Here is a 19,427-nt window from a genome sequence, read left to right as displayed (position 1 = left end):
TTTAAGAGCTCGCCGTATTTATAAGCTTACTTAGTTTTGAACCCCGAAATTAATCGACAAAGTTCGTCTACTAATTCCAGTAATTTATCACTTGCTTCAGCCGATTTTGTTGCCTCGCTACCCGCTTTTTCGGAAGATTCCTCGATAACCGCTACATTTTGATTAATGGCCTTGGTAGCACTTGCTTGCTGTTGAACGGCATTGGCAACCTGGCCGTTCGTTGCGTTTATATCATTGATGACTGCTAAGATTGAATCGAGTACTTCACCTGTTGCGACTGATTTACTGACCGTTTCCTCTGCTTCTGAGCCACTTTCCTCCATTACCAAAACAGCCTGTTTTGTGCCGGATTGAAGTGCACTGATCATTTCATTAATTTCATTTGTAGATTCTTGCGTTCTTTGAGCTAAGCCCCGCACTTCATCAGCTACCACGGCAAACCCTCTACCTTGATCTCCTGCTCTAGCGGCTTCTATTGCTGCATTTAACGCCAATAGATTAGTTTGCTCAGAGATATTTTTTATCACCTCGACAACCGATCCTATCTCTTGACTGTTCTTCTCAAGAGACTTAATCACGTCGACTGAATTACTGACTCTTTTAGCTAAGCTTTCGATAGAAGCAAGCGTACTATCTACAGTGGTTTTACCTTGTAGTACTTGATTTTGAGCTTCACTAGCAGCCCTTGCTGATTCATTAGACATGTTGACAACTTCATTGATACTTTGCGACATGTCATTCACGGCAATAACAACTAACCCCGTACACTTACGTTGTTCATCGATCGCCTGATTAGTCAATTTAGCAACTTCAGCAGAGTGATGGGCATTTTCAGTAAGCCTAGAAGATGTTTCGACTACGCCGCCTATTAATCGCCTTAAAGATTGAGTCATCTCTATGACGTATTTATAGATACCTGTCGCACTTTCAGCATGCTTAAAATTAGCGGTTAAATCTCCTTTCGCGATACCTTTTACTACATTTGCAATTTCATAAGACTCGCCACCAATAGGCCTACGAATCGTTTTAGGTAAAGAATAAACCGCCGCAACACCAAGCAACACACAAAACGCAACGGCCATTTTTAACCAATCCACTGAGTCCTGAGAGGACTTCTCAGCTTTTGGTCCCAAGTCATCTTGCTCACGCTTAACAGAGAGTTTGGTATTTTCAAGTAACGTAGCGATATTAGCACCATTTGTGTCTAGCACGTTTTTAATGATGTTATTCCGCTTGTTAATGGTGGAGTAGACTGAGTTCAATGCTTGAATGTATGTAGAGTACTGCTGTTTAAATTGTTTGAACAAATTGGAACTTTGCTCAGTATTTAAAAATTCCTCTAAACTTAGCAAGTCATCGGCAATTTCTATTTCAAGTTCCTTTTTTGCCCGTTGATAATCGTCATCACTATTTGTCACCAAGAACTTAATTACGTAGAGACGCCCCAATAGCAAGGCCTCTTGCGCTTTGGAAGCGCTATATAACGCATCAGTTCTGTTTGTACTTTTCAACATCTCGATAATTTGAGTCATTCTTTGCCGCATTGCTAGTCCAGAAGGATTCAGCTCATCATTGACCGTTGAATGACGTTGCTCTATCAATGATACGACTTCGTCAAAACCTTTTTCATACTTCTCAATGCCTTGCATTGAAGATGCAATATCTTTGGCACGTATAGGATCGGTTATTTGCTTATTAGCTTCTTGAAACAATTCTTTTAGATTGTCAAAACGCGTCTGATAGTGTTCGAGGTGCAAAGGAGAATCATTTTGAATATATTTTATTGCATTTAGTCGAACCATAAGTAGGTTCGCTTGCAATCTACCAGCTAAATTGGTGTCTCGCGCCAAAGAGCGATATTTTACAAAATTTACATGACCTCTATCCAATCCTAGATAACTTATCCCGGCGACAACCAACATTAGGCACATAATTGAAGCAATCGAAATGGAGATTTGAGTACTAAGGTTTAATTTTGAAAACATGACAAACTAGCTCGTAAATTTAGGTTTGTAAAACCAACAAAAAGACGACTTAATAGATTTGCTGATGAATTGTACTGCCTGACCACTGATAGTCTCGGCCAATTGATAGAATCGACCAATTAACAGTATCGACCAATCAGCGGGATAGTTAAGATTCTGATCGTCTACAACCCAAATAGGATGTCAACCTTTCTTGCCTCTAATAAAGTCCCGACCACACTTAAAACTAATGGGCGTATCTCAATTCCTCAATAGCTAGTTTACAGATTTGCAATCACCCCTTTTATCATTCGGTTTTGCATTTTTGATAGTTAAATACGTATCTGTTCTAAAAACACCCAAGCAAATATCTTTGTCCATAAGCTGACTATAAATGGCAGTTTGCGATTTTTAACTTAAGAGTTAATACGTTTTAACAACAGTGTGTGTAACCGGCTATTTATGTCCGTTGTGCATTACTTTACTACGATATTTGAAGGATAAATAATGAATAACATGCGTCAAATAATAGGCAAACAATTCCTTTTTAAGACTACACTACTTGCGCTTGGTGTCAGCTTTCTAACAGCCTGTGGTGGGGGCAGCAATGATGGTTCTGAACCCGATCCAATAGTGCCTCCACCCAATACGGAAGAAAATACCGCGCCGAGTATATCTTCTTCGCCAAGCTTAACAGCAATAGAAGATATGGCCTACACCTATCAGGTAGACGCTAGTGACGTTCAAAGTGCGACGAATGAGCTAGTGTTTAGTATCGAAAACGCCCCAAACAGCATGACAATGGATGCAAGCGGTCTGATAACGTGGACGCCGATTGAAGGAGAATTAAGCTCGGGGGAAATTACAGTAGTCGTTGCTGAAAACAATAGTACGGATGCCTTAACAACAAGGCAAAGCTTTACCGTTGCTGTCACGCCGGTCAACGACCAATTAACCGTGAGTGAAATAGCAGAACGCTTCACAATCGACAACAACAGTGCATTTAGTCAACAATTAGTGGTCAGTGACGTTGATGATGAAAACAATGGCACAGATTTTAGCTTTACTATCAATAATGGCCCCACCGGTATGACAATATCGTCTACGGGTTTAATACAATGGGTGCCTGAACTTGAGCAATCCACTGAGTATGACGTCACCATTAATGTGGCTGACGGCGGAGAAGATGACACAAATCCTGTCGCGGTAAGCTTTGTAATAGACGCATTGGTATACAGAGAAATATCCGGAACCATTGCAAATTACTTCACCGGCGAACTTTTACCCGATGTTGAAGTAGCGCTAAGCAACGGTTCTGACACCACACAGTCAGTGCTTAGTGATGAACAAGGAGCATACGAGGTGAGTGTAGTAGACCGTTTTCTCTCAAGCAGAATGACCCTTACAGCAAGATTGAACACCTTTGCTAGCTATTCGCTTGTATTTGACGATGAAGCCACCTTAGAAAATCGCTTCATTGCACTAGTCCCGAGCAATGTGACTTCCCGCTTTGATCCTAACCAAGACGCGGTGGTTAGTTTTGATGGCATGGATTTACTCAGTTTTAACGCGAATACCCTAAGCAGGGAAGATGGCGGCGATATAGTAGGAGAGGTTATTGCTCAAGTTACTGTTATCGATCCAAGCAGTGACATTAGTATTATGCCCGGTGAGATGATTGCTCTTGAGGGTGACAACATTGTACCAATCGAGTCTTTTGGCGCAATTGACGTGATTTTAATAGATGAATCAGGGGCAGCAGTTAATCTGCAAGCAGGACAGACAAGCGATATTAGGATCCCCTTAAGTTCAAACGCAAACTTAGCCCCGAGCATTATTCCGTTGTATTACTTCGATACTATGCAGGGTGTTTGGATAGAATCGGGCGAAGCCGTATTGAATACTGAAAATGGTGAGTCATTTTATGCAGGTACTGTTGCGCAGTTCGCGACTTGGAATGCCGACCAGCGCTACACTACGGTATTTATTGAGGGCTGTGTAGTCGACACTAATGGTGAGCCTCTTAGCAATGCAACTGTGCGTTCAATTGGAAGCTCTTACAATGGCTCCTCATCCGCTCGTACTAATGTCGATGGCATATTTAGCATTCCAGTGCGCCAAAACAGCACCGTATTGCTATCCAGTGAGAATGGCAATCAAAGTAGAACGTTGACAGTTGAAGCGGGTAACGAAAACTTATCTCTTACGGATTGTTTAGAACTATCTGCAGCCACCGCCTCAATCACACTTATATGGGGACAAAACCCACGCGATCTTGATTCACATTTTTATGGACCGACAAATGCAGAGGGCAGCTCAGAATTCCATGTTTATTACGCAAACAGACAAGTAATAGTTGATGATACAACTGTGTTTTTAGACGTAGATAACGTGTCTAGCTTTGGACCTGAAGTAATAACGGTGCCTAACTTCCCATTTGCAGGACGATATCAATACCTTGTTTATCAATTTAGTGGCAGTGAAAACATTTTAGCCTCACCAACACGCGTTAGACTAAGAGTAAACAATCAAACTCGCATATTTGCGCCAGAAGAAGGTGACGTGACTCGCTATTGGCATGTGTTTGACTTTGTTGTAGACAGCGCAGGAAATGTAGCCATCGAAGAAGTTAATCAGTGGATAAATGGCTTCGACGACCGCAGCGCTAACGCTCAAAATGACGGGCAACAGATACTGCGACACGCAAATAGTATTAAGCAAAATGCGATTGACCAAAAATATTACATTAAATATAAAAACTAATGGATAGAACCGACTCTGTGACACTGTTAACACCAATGCCGCAGAGTCGGTCAAGATACACAAACATCACTAGCCTCTGCTGACTGACGTAATATCTGGTACTGATAACAGGCGCTGCATGGCTTGCTTGAGCTTGTCGGTATTGGGTACTTCAACGGTAATATTAATTAAGGCCGTGCCTTTTTTGGTATCACTGTGGCTACTAACACCTAAAATATTGACCTTTAAGTTAGCGAGCTCGGTAGTTAAATCTCGCAACAAACCATCCCGGTCTGTACTAAAGACTTTAATGTTAGTTTGAAAACTGCCTTCGTCTTCTGACTCCCAGTTGACTTCTATTTCGCGCTCTGGGTGTTGCTTAAGCATATTATCCAATTGTGTACAGACAGCCTTATGTACACTAATCCCTTTCCCAATGGTGATAAAACCGACGATGGGGTCTCCTGCCACCGGCTGACAGCACTTAGCTACATTACTCAATAAGTTGCCCACACCTTCAGCAACAATCCCATGCCCTTTGGTTTTTCTGCGTGGCTTAATGAGTTTTTCAGGTATTTCAGTTTCGTTTTCGACCGGCTCGTGCAATTGGCTGAGATAATGGACAACAGTCATCACTCGAATATCGCCCGCCCCAATGGCAGCATGTAGGTCGTCGAGCGACTTCATGTTGTATTTATCAATCGTGCCCTCAGGTATTTTAAGCGGTACATGTACTTTTGTTAATTCGCGTTCAAGTAACTCTTTACCTGCTTCACGATTTTTATCTTTATCCTGCCTTTTAAAATAAGAGTGTATTGTTGCTCGCGCTCTAGCGGTATGCGCATAACCCAGGCCTGGGTGCATCCAGTCTCTCGATGGCGTACCACTTTTGCTTGTAAGCACACTGACTTGATCACCCGTCTGCAAACGATAAGTGAAAGGGACTATTCTTTCATTCACCTTAGCCCCCGTACATCGATGCCCCACATTGCTATGAATATAGTACGCAAAATCGAGCGGTGTTGCGCCCGCAGGCATATCTATCACATCGCCCTTAGGCGTGAAAACATATACCCGGTCATCAAATACCTGATTTTTAAATTCTTCCAGTAAATTGCCCGATTCGGCCATTTCTTCTTGCCACTGAAGAATTTTACGCAGCCACATAACGCGCTCATCCATATCCGCACTTTTACCGGCACTGCCCTCTTTATATCGCCAATGAGCAGCAACGCCTAATTCTGCGTCTTGATGCATTTGTTCAGTACGTATTTGGATTTCTATCGACTTACCCGCAGGTCCAACGACTACGGTATGGATACTCTGATAACCATTGGGTTTTGGTGTCGCGATGTAATCATCAAACTCAGACGGCAAATGCCGAAAGTGCGCATGCACAGTACCAAGAGCGGCATAGCAATCTTGCAGTCTATTTGCAATGATTCGCAACGCCCTGATATCAAATAATTGCTCAAAGCTGAGTTGCTTCTTATGCATTTTTTTATAAATGCTATAAATATGTTTTGGTCGGCCAATGACCTCGGCTTGTATATTTTCTTTATCCAGCAACAACTGCAAATCTTCAACAAAGTCAGTAATATACTGTTCTCGGTCTTTGCGCTTTTCTTTTAGTTGCTTGGCAATTTTCTTGTAAATATCGGGGTGTAAGTAACGAAAAGAAAGATCTTCCAACTCCCACTTTAATTGACCAATCCCTAAACGATTTGCCAGTGGTGCATATATATTGGCACATTCTCGCGCAACCAATACTCGGGTTTCCTCTTCTTCATCCTTGATCCGGTGCAACGTACAGATGCGCTCAGCCATTTTAATGACGACAGCACGCACGTCTTCAGCCATTGCCAGCATCATATTGCGAAGTTTTTCGACTTGTTCGTTGTTTTGCTCTAAGGTTGACTGAATGGTCTTTATTGCATCCATCTTGCGCACTTTAAGCACCAGACCCGCAATGTTTTCGCCAAAACTATCAATAATATCGTTAGGGCTTAAGGCATGAATTTGGCAGTAGGGAAATATGAGTGCTGCTTGAAGTGTTTCGTCATCCATGTGTAATTCGTGCAGAATTTCCACCATTTCCTGACCGATGAGCAGAATATCAGGCGATTCTGCAATGCTGCGAAGTTTCTCTTTTGTACTTGCAGACAGGGGTAACTGTGCCAGCAAATCAGAAAACTGGGGCCTGTCGTCTTGGTGCACTCGCCTAATGGATACCATTGGCTGACTTCCTTTTTATCTTTTCAGCAAGCTACTTTTAGCTGCGTTACAAGCTTCACGGTATGAGTTGTGAGCGGAATAATTACTCTCGTCTCACCAGCAAAGCCATTACTTCGATATGCTCTGTAAATGGAAACATATCTAGAGTACAAATTTTTTCAATTCGAAAAGTACTTTCCATCAAACCAACATCACGAATGAAGGTATTTGGATTGCAGGATACATATAATATCCTGTTAGCTTTTGATTTTGCTAACTTTTCCACCAATTTTTTAGCGCCACTACGCGCAGGGTCAAGCACAATGACAGCCTCATCGCTAAGCTCAATGTCATTTAGAGCTTGTTCTGCATCCAAGTTAGCTTTCGTAGCGACAACATTGCTAATTTTATTTATTCGTGCGTTGTGATTACATCGAAGTACCATATTGTCAGAGACTTCGTAAGCAAATACTTTGTTTGCCCTTGTGGCCATCGCTAACGAAAAATTACCGGCACCTGAAAAAAAATCAAATACAGTCTCTGACGGCTTTGGTGCTAGCCATTCAAGGGCTCGACTTAACATTTGCTGGTTAACGTTATCGTTAACTTGAACAAAATCAGTCATGGTGACATCCAGATTTTGCTGCAAATTTTGTTCCTGATACCCGCTCACGCGAAGAGTATGTTGGTATTCGTCGTCAATACCTTTGTCTTTCAAGGCAATAAAAAGCGTAGTATTTAGTTTTGTTGCGATTGATTGCAATACTTTTGCATCATTTTCGCGCAGGGCCTTCATACAATGCACCGATAATGAAACTTCGTCATTGCTCTCAAAAAACACCAAATGTCCGATGTTACGAACGCTCTTCAGTGATCTAAGCGTCGGCAGTATACCAAACACTGCGACGTGCAACTTGTCGCTTAAAATTGGACACTCAGTAATATCTACAATCTTCTTACTGCTAGATTCGCGATACCCAATGCGAATATCATTTAGGTTTCTGGCATCAATGGACAAACGCACTTTTCGGCGATACTTTGCCAAAGATTCAATACTCTCTACCCATGTCTCTTCACCAAGGTTTGCGTGATGACGTAAACTGGTTTGCAATGCCTTAGTTTTTTCGCGCAGCCCTTGCGCTTGATCAAGGTGCTGTAAACTGCAACCACCACAGCGCGCATAATGGCAACAAAACGGTGCAGCCCGATTGTCACTTTTATTGACAACCTTCAAGAGCTTTGCCGTGTTTACTTTAGCATTGGTGTCCATGACAGATACTTGGACGGTTTCATTCGCTAGTGCACCTGGAATCTTAGTAATGGGTTTTGTCGATAAACATAAACCAACGCCGTGATAGTCGAGTTTATCCACGAATAATTGCTGCGGTTTATTGTTATTCACCCGAGTATCTTTTTTCCGCGGTGTTGCCTTAAATATCTTTACCATGTTGAGACCAAGTTAGTCCTAGGCTGAAGTAAGTTTCGTTAAATTGGCTACCAAGCGCGCTTCCTGCATTAACGCTCGCATGTCAGCCACCGCTTTTTCCAAACCATCAAATGTTGCTCTCGCAATAATTGCATGGCCAATGTTCAACTCAATTAACTGCGGGATAGCAGCAATTGGTTTTACATTGTGGTAATGCAAGCCATGCCCTGCATTCACTTTTAAGCCCAAACGGTCAGCATATTCTATGCCCTGTATTAGCTTCGCTAATTCTTGCGCGGCAATGTCTTCATTTTTCGCTTCTGCATATTGGCCAGTGTGAATTTCAATATACGGCGCACCAGCATCTACCGATGCTTCAATTTGTTTTTCGTCAGCGTCGATAAACAATGAAGCCATGGTGCCTTGTTCACGTAGCTGAGTGCAGGCTTGTTTAATACGGTCAAAATTTCCGACGACATCTAAACCGCCTTCAGTCGTCAATTCTTCTCGCTTTTCAGGCACTAAACAACAGAACTCTGGCAGCACGCTCGCAGCAATGCCTAGCATTTCATCTGTCACCGCCATTTCAAGGTTCAAGCGGGTATTAATAGTTTCTTTTAATAGATACACATCCGCGTCTTTTATATGTCTGCGGTCTTCACGCAAATGAACGGTAATACCATCGGCACCAGCACGCTCAGCAATATCGGCGGCATGCGTCGGATTTGGGTAATTCGTGCCACGCGCGTTTCGCAAGGTGGCAATGTGATCAATATTTACGCCAAGAAGAATGTCATGCATGTATAGTCTCGTTGTTCGCTTTAAAATCAAATGTGCTTTATAGCAAATAAATCGCTACGTTTTTATGGCGTAAAGTCTAGCAGAAGCCAGATAAAATTGCGGTAGGAATTGCGACAAGAATCACCAAATATGTGATTGAGATCAGTAAACAAAGTTACAGCGTCTTAAACAATTCTCTGCTTTTGAGTGCTTTGTCACCTATTACTAATGGTAGCGTTTTTCTGACAATGAATTTGGCGGCGTTTAATGCATCTTTTGACAGTCGTCCATTTGCTAAATCAAGCAATAATTTCCCACTTATGGCTAACTTTCTTTTCGCATCGCATAACATAAAGCCCGACTCTACTTCATAGTGATAAAATGCAGATGCGTCTATTTCAGCGCCATCTGAACAATCATAGCCAAAGTCGGGCAAATATCCCAATGCTGCTAACAACGAAAACTCAAACTCTCTAAGAATTGGCTCAACAGCCTGATTTGTGGTCTCCGTCATATCAGACAAAGACTGTAAACTCGCTTGATACTTCTCAAATAGCGGCGCTATTGCTTCACCCTCAGGTAAAGCGCGCTGTAAAATTTCATTGATATAAAAGACACAATAAAGTGCTTTGCCTTGCGGATTTAAGGCGTTTGACTTCTGCTCAACTCTTCCCAAATTTTTAAGGTTTGTGCGACCTGCGCATTCAAATTCGAGGTATTGTAAGGCTTGCAATAGGCTCTTTCGGTCTGACTTGGTATTGCCTCTTGCACCCTTAGCCACGACGGTAATCTTGCCATATTCCCGTGTAAAAAAATCGACCAACAAGCTGGTTTCCCTGTATGGGCGACGATGAATAACATAACCACTTGCCACTAGTTTTTGCATATACACCGACGTCTCATATTATTCATGTGCCCATGCGTTACCTATGATGCGACAACCAAATCATTAATTAATAATTGCACATTCACTCTATTTTTAAACTCGTTCAAATCAAGTTGATAAGCAATGTGCACGCGACTTGCCGATTCATTGGGCCACTGCTCTACATCCACATTAAATGCAATACCATCAAATACTTGCCTATCTTTTGACAACACGAGTTTTAAGTGTTTTTGACCAACAAGACGCTGCTGTACTACATTAAAAACGCCATCGAACACCGGCGCTTCGAAGCCTTGCCCCCATGGCAGATGGCATTTGAGTATTTGCGCATTGTCTAAACTCATTTCAATGGCCGAAAGCTCACCATCGGACAACATTTGTTGATGCTCGGGTAAGCCTTTCATTGCGTCATGTACTGATTCTGCAAACATAGACGAAAATTCAGCGTAGGCGTCAATTGGTAATGACAAACCTGCCGCCATGGCATGGCCACCAAACTTAGTAATTAACGACGGGTTGCGAGAATGAATAGACTCCAATACATCTCTTATATGCACGCCCGCAATGCTGCGCGCAGAGCCCTTTAAGGTAGTTTCGTTCTCTTTCGCAAACACGATGGTTGGTCGATAGTACTGTTCTTTAAGTTTACCCGCGACAATACCAACAACGCCAGCATGAAAACTCTCATCATACACACACAAACCTGCTGGTAATGTTTGACCAGACAACGCTAGCGAAGACAACGCTTTTTCAGCTTCAATTTGCATGTCTTGCTGTATTTCTTGACGCGAGCGGTTTAGACCATCTAATTCACTGGCCAGCTTTCGTGCTTTAAACTGATCTTCAGTAAGCAAACACTCAATCCCCACCGACATATCTTCTAAGCGCCCAGCTGCGTTTAATCGAGGGCCTAAGGCAAAACCCAAGTCTGCAGAAGCCAAGCGAGTTGCATTTCTTCCCGCAACATCTAGCAGTGCTTGAATGCCATGGCGCGTGCGTCCAGACCGAATCCGTTGTAGACCTTGATGTACTAAAATTCGATTGTTTTTATCAAGCGGCACTACATCGGCAACCGTTCCTAGTGCAACAATATCTAAGTAACTAGCGATATTTGGCGGCGGCATCGATTTTTCTTCAAAATAGCCAGATTGTATTAGCTTTGCTCGGACCGACAACATTAAATAGAAGGCGACACCAACACCGGCTAAATTTTTAGAAGGGAATTCACACCCAGGTTGATTTGGATTAACAATGGCGTCAGCTATGGGTAAGTTTTCTGGTGCTAAGTGATGGTCTGTAACAATGACTTTAATACCAAGCGATTTAGCATATTTAACCCCCTCAATACTCGATATGCCATTGTCAACGGTCACGAGTAAATCAGTTTTCATCTCATGCGCAATATCCACTACGGGAGGAGACAAGCCATAACCATAGTCAAAACGATTCGGCACAATATACGTAGTTTTATGATGACCAAAATCTCTTAAACACAACATACAAAGTGCAGTACTTGTCGCGCCATCGGCATCAAAGTCTCCCACAATTGTAATCAGTGACTGCTGTTTAATTGCCTCAACCATAAGGCTAGAGGCAATATCAATGTCTTTCAACAACTTATAATGCAAAAGAGATTTTGTCTGCATATCAATCTCGTCGATAGACTGAATACCACGATGGCGCAATACCCTATCTAAAATATTGGGTAGTGAAGCATCAAGGGGTGTCGAAATAAGCGCTTGTCGTTTAACTATTTGCACAAAAAATCAAATATGTTCTATTTATGGTTTAGCTAAATGGTAACGTGACTCGGATATAAAGGCTACGGCTTAATTTTTTAACTGCAAACATTTAGCCCGAAGGAAACGCCAACATAGCGCCCATTCCTAATGTATATAGCCAAACGCCATACAAAATGTGCTCCACAGACACAATCCAGAACGACCGCGTTTGTTGATAAGTATAGGCAAAAATAAGCCCGCCACAAAACGTAAGTATCAACACAAGCTGATTAAAGAACATTACATGCGCCAGACAAAAGATAATAGCGTTTACTAATATAAACGCCATTTTGTTGGGTATTAAGCATTGGTACCGCTTAAAGAAAAAACTACGATACAAAAACTCCTGCGGAAGTACCGAAAATACACTGTAAAAAATAGAAATTGCCAGCCACAGCAATGTGTTATTGAGCATGACATGAAAAAACTCATTTGGCATTGTTAGGTAAACAAAAATACTCGTACTGAGCATAAAAACGCCAATCATTGCGGCAATACGCAATAATGCATGCAAGCGTTTTTCTTTTATTCGCCCTTGTTCGGCACGGTTATTCGCCACCGCTGCTAAGTCTCGTTTGAACAAGCGTCTTAATGTTGTTAGTACTTTCTTGCGAAAAAATACCCGCCACGACCCATCACCCCAAAGATGTTTGCTCACCACTAAAACGTATATAAGCGCGGCTAACGCCAGTAATAAACTAAGAGGGATTATTGGATTAAAAGCCAATATAAGTGGCAAAGCAACAAAGAGTAAAACCAGCTCTGTCGCCCGATACATCGTATTATTTAAGGTTGTTTCCATACTGCGAGTGCTTACGTCCGAATAATAAGAAGACAAGCATGTTCAATATAAAATTTCGAAACTTTTAATTTATTTTTCATTTTTTGTCCCTTTTTGAAACACTCACTCGTTATCCTATTACATCGAGTGATGTGAAATACTGTCCGAAAATGAATAAAGCAATCTAATTTCATCGCAGGGCTAAACGAATAACATTAAAACAAGGAAAAAATAAGATGCAAGATTACATGTTAATTTATCAAGGTGGAGACCCTGAATGGCACTTGAACACTTCCCCTGAAGAGATGCAAGCAATAATGGGAGAATGGGACAAATGGATGGCCGCACTTAGCGAAAAAGGGAAGCTTGTTTCTGGCGGTAATCCGCTGCATTATTCAGGTAAACGTATTGATGGTAAAAGAGCAGTAACAGATATTGCGGCAGCCGAATACAAAGAACTGGTCAGCGGATATTCAATTATAAAAGCAAGTTCGATAGACGAAGCAACAGAGCTTGCCATGTCATGCCCAGTATTATTTAGTCCAGACTGCAGCGTTGAAGTGCGCGAAATAATGAATATGGAATAACCCCGTATTCTGTGACATTACGCAGGTTGCGCTGCGTTAATCTGGCGGATAAGGCAAGCGTAGTCCCTATCCGCTAGGCCTTCTTTTTTAGCCAGCGCTGCAAATTTGTTTGCCAGAATTACCTTGCCGGTTAGCATATACAAATACGCTTTTGTTGCGAGTATCCTCTGCGTAATATGCGTATTCTTTTTATTGTCGATGGCCTCTAATAGGGTAAACGCTTGTGTATACTTTTTTGTATGCCCAACTGAAATCACATGATTAAGCCGAACGAGTGGCGACGGGTTTATCTCAGACAACAACGCATAGTGCTGCTCGATAACAGACCAATCGGTTTTTTCAAAGCTTGATGCTCTTGAATGTTCAAACGAAATTAGCGCTTCTAATAAGTATTCACTTGCCTTATCTCTATTCATATTCAATGCACGCCCCAAGCAAAAAGCCCCATGCTTAACTTCTCGAATGTCCCATAAATGGCGATCCTGTAGGTTAAGCTCAATTGCTAAGCCATTTTCATCAAAGCGCGCGGGCAATCTTGCTAAATGCAAATGCATTAACGCCAATAACGCATAAGTGTCAGCATTAAAAAGAGACGGTGTTTTTCTCTTTGCTACGTCCTCTTTTGGTAAATCGCAATGATAAGACGCGCCAAAATACGTCGATGACGTAAGTGTTAATTGTAAAAAACGCATAGCACTCAAACAAATGTCTCGCCGATTCTGATGATTTGGATGATGTGCACTTAGTCCTTCATTAAACATTAAGTACAAACATTGATGCACCTTAGATATAGCTGCATGAAGTGCGTTGTTCGCTGGAATTTCATATGCCGCAGTCGACAAGAGTGTTTTGCTCCGAGAAAGGCGCTTTTTAATTGTTTCGGGATTTACGAGCAATGCCCTAGCAATGGCTTCAACCGACATCCCCCCCAACGATTTCAGTACTAAAGGCAAGCGGATATTGTCAGGTAAATCTGTACTACTTACCCAAAATAACAACCGTAGCTGGTCATCTTCAATAGCTTCCTCTGAAAACACTTGTTCCACTGCATAGACTCTGCTCCACTCACTTTGTAAATTAGGCGCTAGCGAATATTCGGTAATTCGTTGTCGAGTGTTTGATTGTCGCAAATAGTCAATAGCGGCTCTTTTTGCAGTTAACATTAACCAAGCTTCAGGTTTGCTAGGTAAACCTGAAGCTTGCCAATGTGTCATTGCTCTTTGAAAAGTATCTTGCGTTAAATCTTCTGCCAACGCTGTATTTGCTGTCCCGACTAGTCTTATTAACGTCGCAAGGATCTTAGGCGAATTTTCAATATACAATGTTGAAAATGTGTTTGAATTCAAATTCATATTCATCGATGGCGCAGGACAATGTCTATGCACTTAATCTTACACTATGGTTTTATATAACTCACTAACACCTAATGTTTATTTTTTATACTTATTATTTCTTTGAATTCTAGTTAAACAAGCTTATAACTTAGTAGTAAGTAATTTGGGATTGGCACCATGGGTAAAGATTTAAGATTTTCGAGAGACGAACTGTTAGATAGTGCTGACGAAGTACATTATTCAGGAAAACACAGCAAAGATAACGCTAATTTAAGTGAATCTAAGCGCAAGAAGGAAAAACGTTTGGCGCACTCACTTCAAAACAAAAGGCAGCATCGACACGACGCCCAATGACGCCAAGGGATAATTGACTTTACATAATAGTCATAAAATTTATATATAAATTTTACTTTCAACAGTATAATCCAGCCTGATAAAAAACTAACATTACAGGTAATGGAAAGGTATATGTTGAAGAAAATATTGTTATGGAAAATGTTATCTCGACAACAGCTATTGTGGAAAATAACATCGCCAAAAAACGCCTTGCGGGTAGTTGTCAGTGTGATTACTTTATTAGTAGTCAGCAGTTGTTCCTCTACGCAACTTAACAATAGTTCTGCGGTAGCAAACAAACATCAGGCGTACCAAAGTAAAGATTGGGAATCACCAGAAGTTATTTCAAGAAATCGCTTACCTACCCGCAGCGTGCCATACTCTTATGTCAATATTGATGACGCACTTAGCTTAGACAGAGAGCGCAGCCAATACATCAACCTAAATGGCGACTGGGCATTTAAATTTCAGTATGACGATGAGGATATTGATCAAGGTTTTGTTACTGAAACGTTTGATCATTCGAGTTGGCAAACCTTACCAGTGCCTTCTAATGTTGAATTACATGGTTTCGATATCCCTTTTTATACAAATACTGACCTCCCGTTTTATTCCAATAAAACAGGTAACCCGCTGCCCGACACATCGCCGTTGATCAGCCGGGCAAACCCCGTAAGTAAATACATTCACGACTTCGAATTGCCCAAAGGTTGGCAGGAGCAAGAAATAATATTGCATTTCGGCGGAATTTCGTCGGCATATTATGTATGGGTTAATGGCCACAAAGTCGGTTATAGCCAAGGCAGTATGCTACCAGCAGAATTTGACGTAACAGCCTATGTTAAGCCGGGTAAAAATAAAATTGCGTTGCAAGTAATGCGTTGGAGCGACGGTAGTTATCTTGAAGGTCAAGATATGTGGAAGCTAAGTGGAATCCACAGAGAAGTACTCTTGTTAGCACGCCCTAAGGTGGCAATTAAAGACTTTTTTGCTCGCCCAACATTATCTGAAGACTACACAAAAGGGCACCTTCGAATTCGTCCCTTTTTAACTAGCTCTAACAACGACATGCTAAAAGGCTGGCGTGTTGAAAGTCAGCTATATCTGAATGATAAAGCGGTACTCGCTAATTCGCAGTCGGTGCCTGCTGATGCCATCATGCAGCAATATCCTCAACGTGAAAATATTCAATTCGACATTTTTAGTTTAGAGGTAGATAAGCCATTGCTGTGGAGTGCTGAACAACCCAATTTATACACATTAGTCATGTCACTCTATGATGATCAAAACAACTTAATTGAAGCTAAAAGCGCACGTGTTGGGTTTAGAGACGTAAAATTAAACAAAGACACTGGGCAATTACTCATTAATGGTAAAAGCATTAAGTTGATTGGTGTTAATCGTCATGACCACCATGCAGTCCGCGGAAAAGCGCTGACAAGAGAAGACCTTGAACGCGACCTACGCATGATGAAGCAAAACAACTTTAATGCTGTGCGCACAGCGCATTATCCTAACGACGCCTATTTACTCGAACTTGCCGACCAATATGGCTTATACGTCATGGATGAAGCCAATGTTGAAAGTCATATGTTTGGCGGACAGTTTTCAAATGATCCGATGTGGGTACCCGCAATCATGGATAGAATCACTCGTATGGTTCACCGTGATAAAAATCACCCGTCTATCATTTCTTGGTCTTTAGGGAATGAGTCAGGCATGGGACCGGCGCATGCCGCCGCGGCAAGCTGGATAAAAGACTATGACCCAAGTCGTTTTGTGCATTATGAAGGTGCGCAGAGTTTACAAGAGCACCCTGAATTTATAGAGCCACCGAAGACATGGTACTGGGTACCAGAGACACTTGAAAAACTTGGTCGTCATACCCCTCTAGCAAACCCGACGGATCCGCCATATGTAGACGTAATTAGTCGTATGTACCCTAGTTTAGACTACTTGAAAGGCTTGTCTGATAGCCCGTATATAAAACGTCCTATTGTGATGTGTGAATACTCTCATGCCATGGGGAATTCATTGGGTAACTTGGACGAGTTTTGGGTGCTTATTTGGGAGCGCGACAATCTGATTGGTGGGTTTATCTGGGATTGGATGGATCAAGGCTTAGAACATACTAACGAAGACGGTGTTAAATTTCTTGCATATGGTGGCGATTTTGGCGATGTACCAAATAGCAATGCGTTTAACCAAAATGGTATTGTTGATTCATATGGCAATCCAACACCGGAGTTACACCATGCAAAATATGTATTTCAACCGTTTTGGTTTACCGCTGACGACATTGCTAGTGGAAAAATTACGATAAAAAATCGTCAGTTCCATTCTGACGCGTCAGATTACACTTTTAATTGGCAGCTGATGGCAGATGACACCGCTCTAACAGGCGGCAGTATAGAGGTAGAAGACTTTGCTCCTCAAAGTACTAAAACTGTTAACGTTGATTTACCGTCTACACAAGCCGTTGCTGGAGTTCGCTATTGGCTGCGCATCTCTGCCCATGTAAAAAATACTACTCAATGGAGTGACGCTGGCGCAGAGATGGCAAAAGAAAAATTTGAGCTGCCATGGTTTATCGCGAAAGATAAAAACCAAGAAAATGTAAGTGATACAATCATTGTAGAGAACACAAATAGCGCGTTGCGCCTTGGCAATACTGAGTTTTCAGCGGTATTTGATAAAAAGACGGGTTGGCTATCTTCGTTAACCTACAAGGGTGAAAATGTATTGGTTGCCCCATTAAAAGCGAATTTTTGGCGCCCTCAAACAGACAATGATGCACGTGCTTGGAAATCCCATAATACCCTAGCATTTTGGAAAACAGCGCAGCGTCAATTAAGCTTGTCTAATTTTGAATACAAACGTGATAACGACACTCACCTTGTTTCGATAACACATACCATTGATGACAAAGTCACCTTTTCTCACGAATACAAGTTATTCGGCAATGGGCATATTGAGGTTAACGTTGATTTTGTTGGTGCGCCAAACTTGCCTTCGTTAAAACGCATCGGTATGCAAACAGGCGTCAATGCTTCATTAGACAATGTTCGTTATTACGGCAGAGGCCCTTACGAAAACTATATTGACAGAAATAGCAGTGCCGAAATCAATATCTATGACGATAAAGCTTCAAATATGTTTTACCACTATATGGTGCCGCAAGAGAATGGCAATAGGACCGACATCGATTGGTGGAAAATGAGCAACTCAAAAGGCTCTGCGTTATTCATTGACGGTAAAACGGCCTTGAGCATGTCGGTGTGGCCTTATTCCCAGGTAAATATAGACAGTGCTGATCATCCATATGATCTAGAAGCACAAGGATTTAATACGCTAAATATCGACTTCATACAATCTGGTGTTGGTGGCACAGACTCATGGACGGCACTTGGTGCGCCATTAGAGAAGTATCAAGTAAGATCTGGGAAGTATAAATACTCGTTTAGTTTATCGCCTAAACCATAGTATAGGTATAGAAAGTATAGATCGCAGTTATCGTATTTTCAGGTAACTGTGCACAGCCTGGAAGTATATAAAAAAGGTCTCAATTTACATTGAGACCTTTTAAACCGTTTTTGCTTTCAATTAACAGCGTATGAATAAACGCTTATTTGACGTGCTTTGAGCGACCATAAACAAATAGGCCAAAGACGGTCATCAACAAAAAGGTCGCAGGCGCATTGACCGGCTGCGTAGGATCGATACCACCAACAGTTGCGGTTGTCGCACCTAAATTCCCAACAAATAAACCACTATCAAATATTGTATCTGAGGTATCAGCAATAGCGATTTTTAAGGTGTGAGTTGTTCTTGTTTCATCAACCAAACCAACAACACTAAGTACATCAGACAAGCCGTTATACTCCACATCAAATGGTACAGCTGTACCAAATGCGTTGTTATTAAAATTTGCCGGATTTCCATTATTGTTAACTAATGAACCATCGGCAAAAAACGCAAAATTAACACCATCTACAAACACACCCAAGATGTCAGTCACTGACTGCGTCGGGAACTCTTCAGTGCCGAATAGGAAATCTAACGTGATTGCATTCAACCCGGCAGAAAGCGTAAAGTCGAAAGAGAAAAAGTTCACGTTACTAATATTTGAATTTAATCCGTTAGCTGTCGCTAACGCTTCTAAATCTGCGTCGCCACTCGCACCAAGGTTGACTGAAACATTATTCGCAGTGTTTGTTGTTCCAACCGAAGCGGCTGAGCCCGTGGTAAGCAAAAATCCTTCATTCAGTTGTAGACTCGTCGTGCCATCGGTAATATCTACACCCGAAAAAATAGCAGACTGCGCGCCAATGTCAGTGCCTTGCGCGCCAGAAAACACCTCAGAGCCAGATACAACCATTATGTCCGTTGAGTTAAAAACACTGCTAATATCTGCAACAGCGTCATCGCCCGTCTCAATTAGGTCCAATCCAAGTATTGCTGCTTGCGACATTGTTGTAGCAAACAGGCAAGATGTAAGTAGACCTGTCCTTATTAGTTTTTTCATAAGTTCCTCTTTTTAATTGTTAGTCTATAGAAGGTATTCCTAACCTCCGAGGCCAGACATGCAATTAAGAA

The 19,427-nt window shown here is 41.8% G+C and carries 13 protein-coding genes; 4 read left to right on the top strand and 9 right to left on the bottom strand.

What is annotated here, in order from left to right; translation table 11 throughout:
• Positions 1-26 precede the first annotated feature (26 nt).
• The gene (locus tag QQK00_RS18320) at positions 27-1,985 is read right to left on the bottom strand and encodes a methyl-accepting chemotaxis protein (protein ID WP_284219141.1); all 1,959 of its coding nucleotides are present in this window, start codon (positions 1,983-1,985) and stop codon (positions 27-29) included.
• A gap of 486 nt (positions 1,986-2,471) precedes the next feature.
• On the opposite strand from QQK00_RS18320, the gene QQK00_RS18315 reads away from it, so the two are divergent.
• Positions 2,472-4,727, top strand: coding sequence for a putative Ig domain-containing protein (locus QQK00_RS18315; RefSeq protein WP_284219140.1), 2,256 nt, complete (start codon positions 2,472-2,474; stop codon positions 4,725-4,727).
• 69 nt (positions 4,728-4,796) lie between these two features.
• Here QQK00_RS18315 and relA read toward each other — a convergent pair whose 3' ends face one another.
• The 6 genes from relA to QQK00_RS18285 all read right to left on the bottom strand — a co-directional run bounded on the left by relA (position 4,797) and on the right by QQK00_RS18285 (position 12,595).
• Positions 4,797-6,941, bottom strand: a complete 2,145-nt coding sequence (relA, locus tag QQK00_RS18310) for a GTP diphosphokinase (protein ID WP_284219139.1) — start codon at positions 6,939-6,941, stop codon at positions 4,797-4,799.
• 82 nt (positions 6,942-7,023) lie between these two features.
• Positions 7,024-8,367, bottom strand: coding sequence for a 23S rRNA (uracil(1939)-C(5))-methyltransferase RlmD (rlmD, locus tag QQK00_RS18305; protein ID WP_284219138.1), 1,344 nt, complete (start codon positions 8,365-8,367; stop codon positions 7,024-7,026).
• Between the two features lie 18 nt (positions 8,368-8,385).
• Entirely contained in the window at positions 8,386-9,147 is a 762-nt protein-coding gene (gene pdxJ / locus QQK00_RS18300) for a pyridoxine 5'-phosphate synthase (protein WP_284219137.1), read from the bottom strand.
• 154 nt (positions 9,148-9,301) lie between these two features.
• Entirely contained in the window at positions 9,302-10,012 is a 711-nt protein-coding gene (gene recO / locus QQK00_RS18295; protein ID WP_284219136.1) for a DNA repair protein RecO, read from the bottom strand.
• A gap of 41 nt (positions 10,013-10,053) precedes the next feature.
• Positions 10,054-11,772 (bottom strand): single-stranded-DNA-specific exonuclease RecJ, encoded by a 1,719-nt coding sequence (gene recJ, locus QQK00_RS18290; protein ID WP_284219135.1) that lies wholly within the window; start codon positions 11,770-11,772, stop codon positions 10,054-10,056.
• 91 nt (positions 11,773-11,863) lie between these two features.
• Positions 11,864-12,595 (bottom strand): CPBP family intramembrane glutamic endopeptidase, encoded by a 732-nt coding sequence (locus QQK00_RS18285; RefSeq protein ID WP_284219134.1) that lies wholly within the window; start codon positions 12,593-12,595, stop codon positions 11,864-11,866.
• Positions 12,596-12,810: 215 nt separating this feature from the next.
• On the opposite strand from QQK00_RS18285, the gene QQK00_RS18280 reads away from it, so the two are divergent.
• Positions 12,811-13,161 (top strand): YciI family protein, encoded by a 351-nt coding sequence (locus QQK00_RS18280; RefSeq protein ID WP_284219133.1) that lies wholly within the window; start codon positions 12,811-12,813, stop codon positions 13,159-13,161.
• 17 nt (positions 13,162-13,178) lie between these two features.
• On the opposite strand, the gene QQK00_RS18275 is transcribed toward QQK00_RS18280, so the two are convergent.
• A complete protein-coding gene (locus tag QQK00_RS18275) occupies positions 13,179-14,507 on the bottom strand; it encodes an RNA polymerase sigma factor (RefSeq protein WP_284219132.1) in 1,329 nt (442 codons plus the stop codon).
• Between the two features lie 165 nt (positions 14,508-14,672).
• Here QQK00_RS18275 and QQK00_RS18270 point away from each other — a divergent pair, with 165 nt between their 5' ends.
• Entirely contained in the window at positions 14,673-14,849 is a 177-nt protein-coding gene (locus QQK00_RS18270; protein ID WP_284219131.1) for a hypothetical protein, read from the top strand.
• 114 nt (positions 14,850-14,963) lie between these two features.
• The gene (locus tag QQK00_RS18265; RefSeq protein ID WP_284219130.1) at positions 14,964-18,314 is read left to right on the top strand and encodes a glycoside hydrolase family 2 TIM barrel-domain containing protein; all 3,351 of its coding nucleotides are present in this window, start codon (positions 14,964-14,966) and stop codon (positions 18,312-18,314) included.
• Between the two features lie 142 nt (positions 18,315-18,456).
• Here QQK00_RS18265 and QQK00_RS18260 read toward each other — a convergent pair whose 3' ends face one another.
• On the bottom strand, positions 18,457-19,356 hold the full coding sequence (locus tag QQK00_RS18260) for a choice-of-anchor L domain-containing protein (RefSeq protein ID WP_284219129.1): 900 nt from the start codon (positions 19,354-19,356) through the stop codon (positions 18,457-18,459).
• Between the last annotated feature and the right edge of the window lie 71 nt (positions 19,357-19,427).

It is taken from the genome of Agaribacter marinus, assembly GCF_030160655.1.
GTDB lineage: Bacteria > Pseudomonadota > Gammaproteobacteria > Enterobacterales > Alteromonadaceae > Glaciecola > Glaciecola marina.
The sequence above is the reverse complement of the archived record's forward strand: the minus strand, read 5'-3'. Positions and strand labels throughout refer to the sequence as shown.

Coding starts and splice junctions, on each gene's coding strand:
- rlmD (WP_284219138.1), bottom strand. CDS start 8,367: ATGGTAAAGATATTTAAGGCAACACCGCGGAAAAAAGATACTCGGGTG.
- QQK00_RS18280 (WP_284219133.1), top strand. CDS start 12,811: ATGCAAGATTACATGTTAATTTATCAAGGTGGAGACCCTGAATGGCAC.
- recO (WP_284219136.1), bottom strand. CDS start 10,012: ATGCAAAAACTAGTGGCAAGTGGTTATGTTATTCATCGTCGCCCATAC.
- QQK00_RS18315 (WP_284219140.1), top strand. CDS start 2,472: ATGAATAACATGCGTCAAATAATAGGCAAACAATTCCTTTTTAAGACT.
- QQK00_RS18270 (WP_284219131.1), top strand. CDS start 14,673: ATGGGTAAAGATTTAAGATTTTCGAGAGACGAACTGTTAGATAGTGCT.
- QQK00_RS18285 (WP_284219134.1), bottom strand. CDS start 12,595: ATGGAAACAACCTTAAATAATACGATGTATCGGGCGACAGAGCTGGTT.
- QQK00_RS18265 (WP_284219130.1), top strand. CDS start 14,964: ATGTTGAAGAAAATATTGTTATGGAAAATGTTATCTCGACAACAGCTA.
- QQK00_RS18320 (WP_284219141.1), bottom strand. CDS start 1,985: ATGTTTTCAAAATTAAACCTTAGTACTCAAATCTCCATTTCGATTGCT.
- pdxJ (WP_284219137.1), bottom strand. CDS start 9,147: ATGCATGACATTCTTCTTGGCGTAAATATTGATCACATTGCCACCTTG.
- QQK00_RS18260 (WP_284219129.1), bottom strand. CDS start 19,356: ATGAAAAAACTAATAAGGACAGGTCTACTTACATCTTGCCTGTTTGCT.
- relA (WP_284219139.1), bottom strand. CDS start 6,941: ATGGTATCCATTAGGCGAGTGCACCAAGACGACAGGCCCCAGTTTTCT.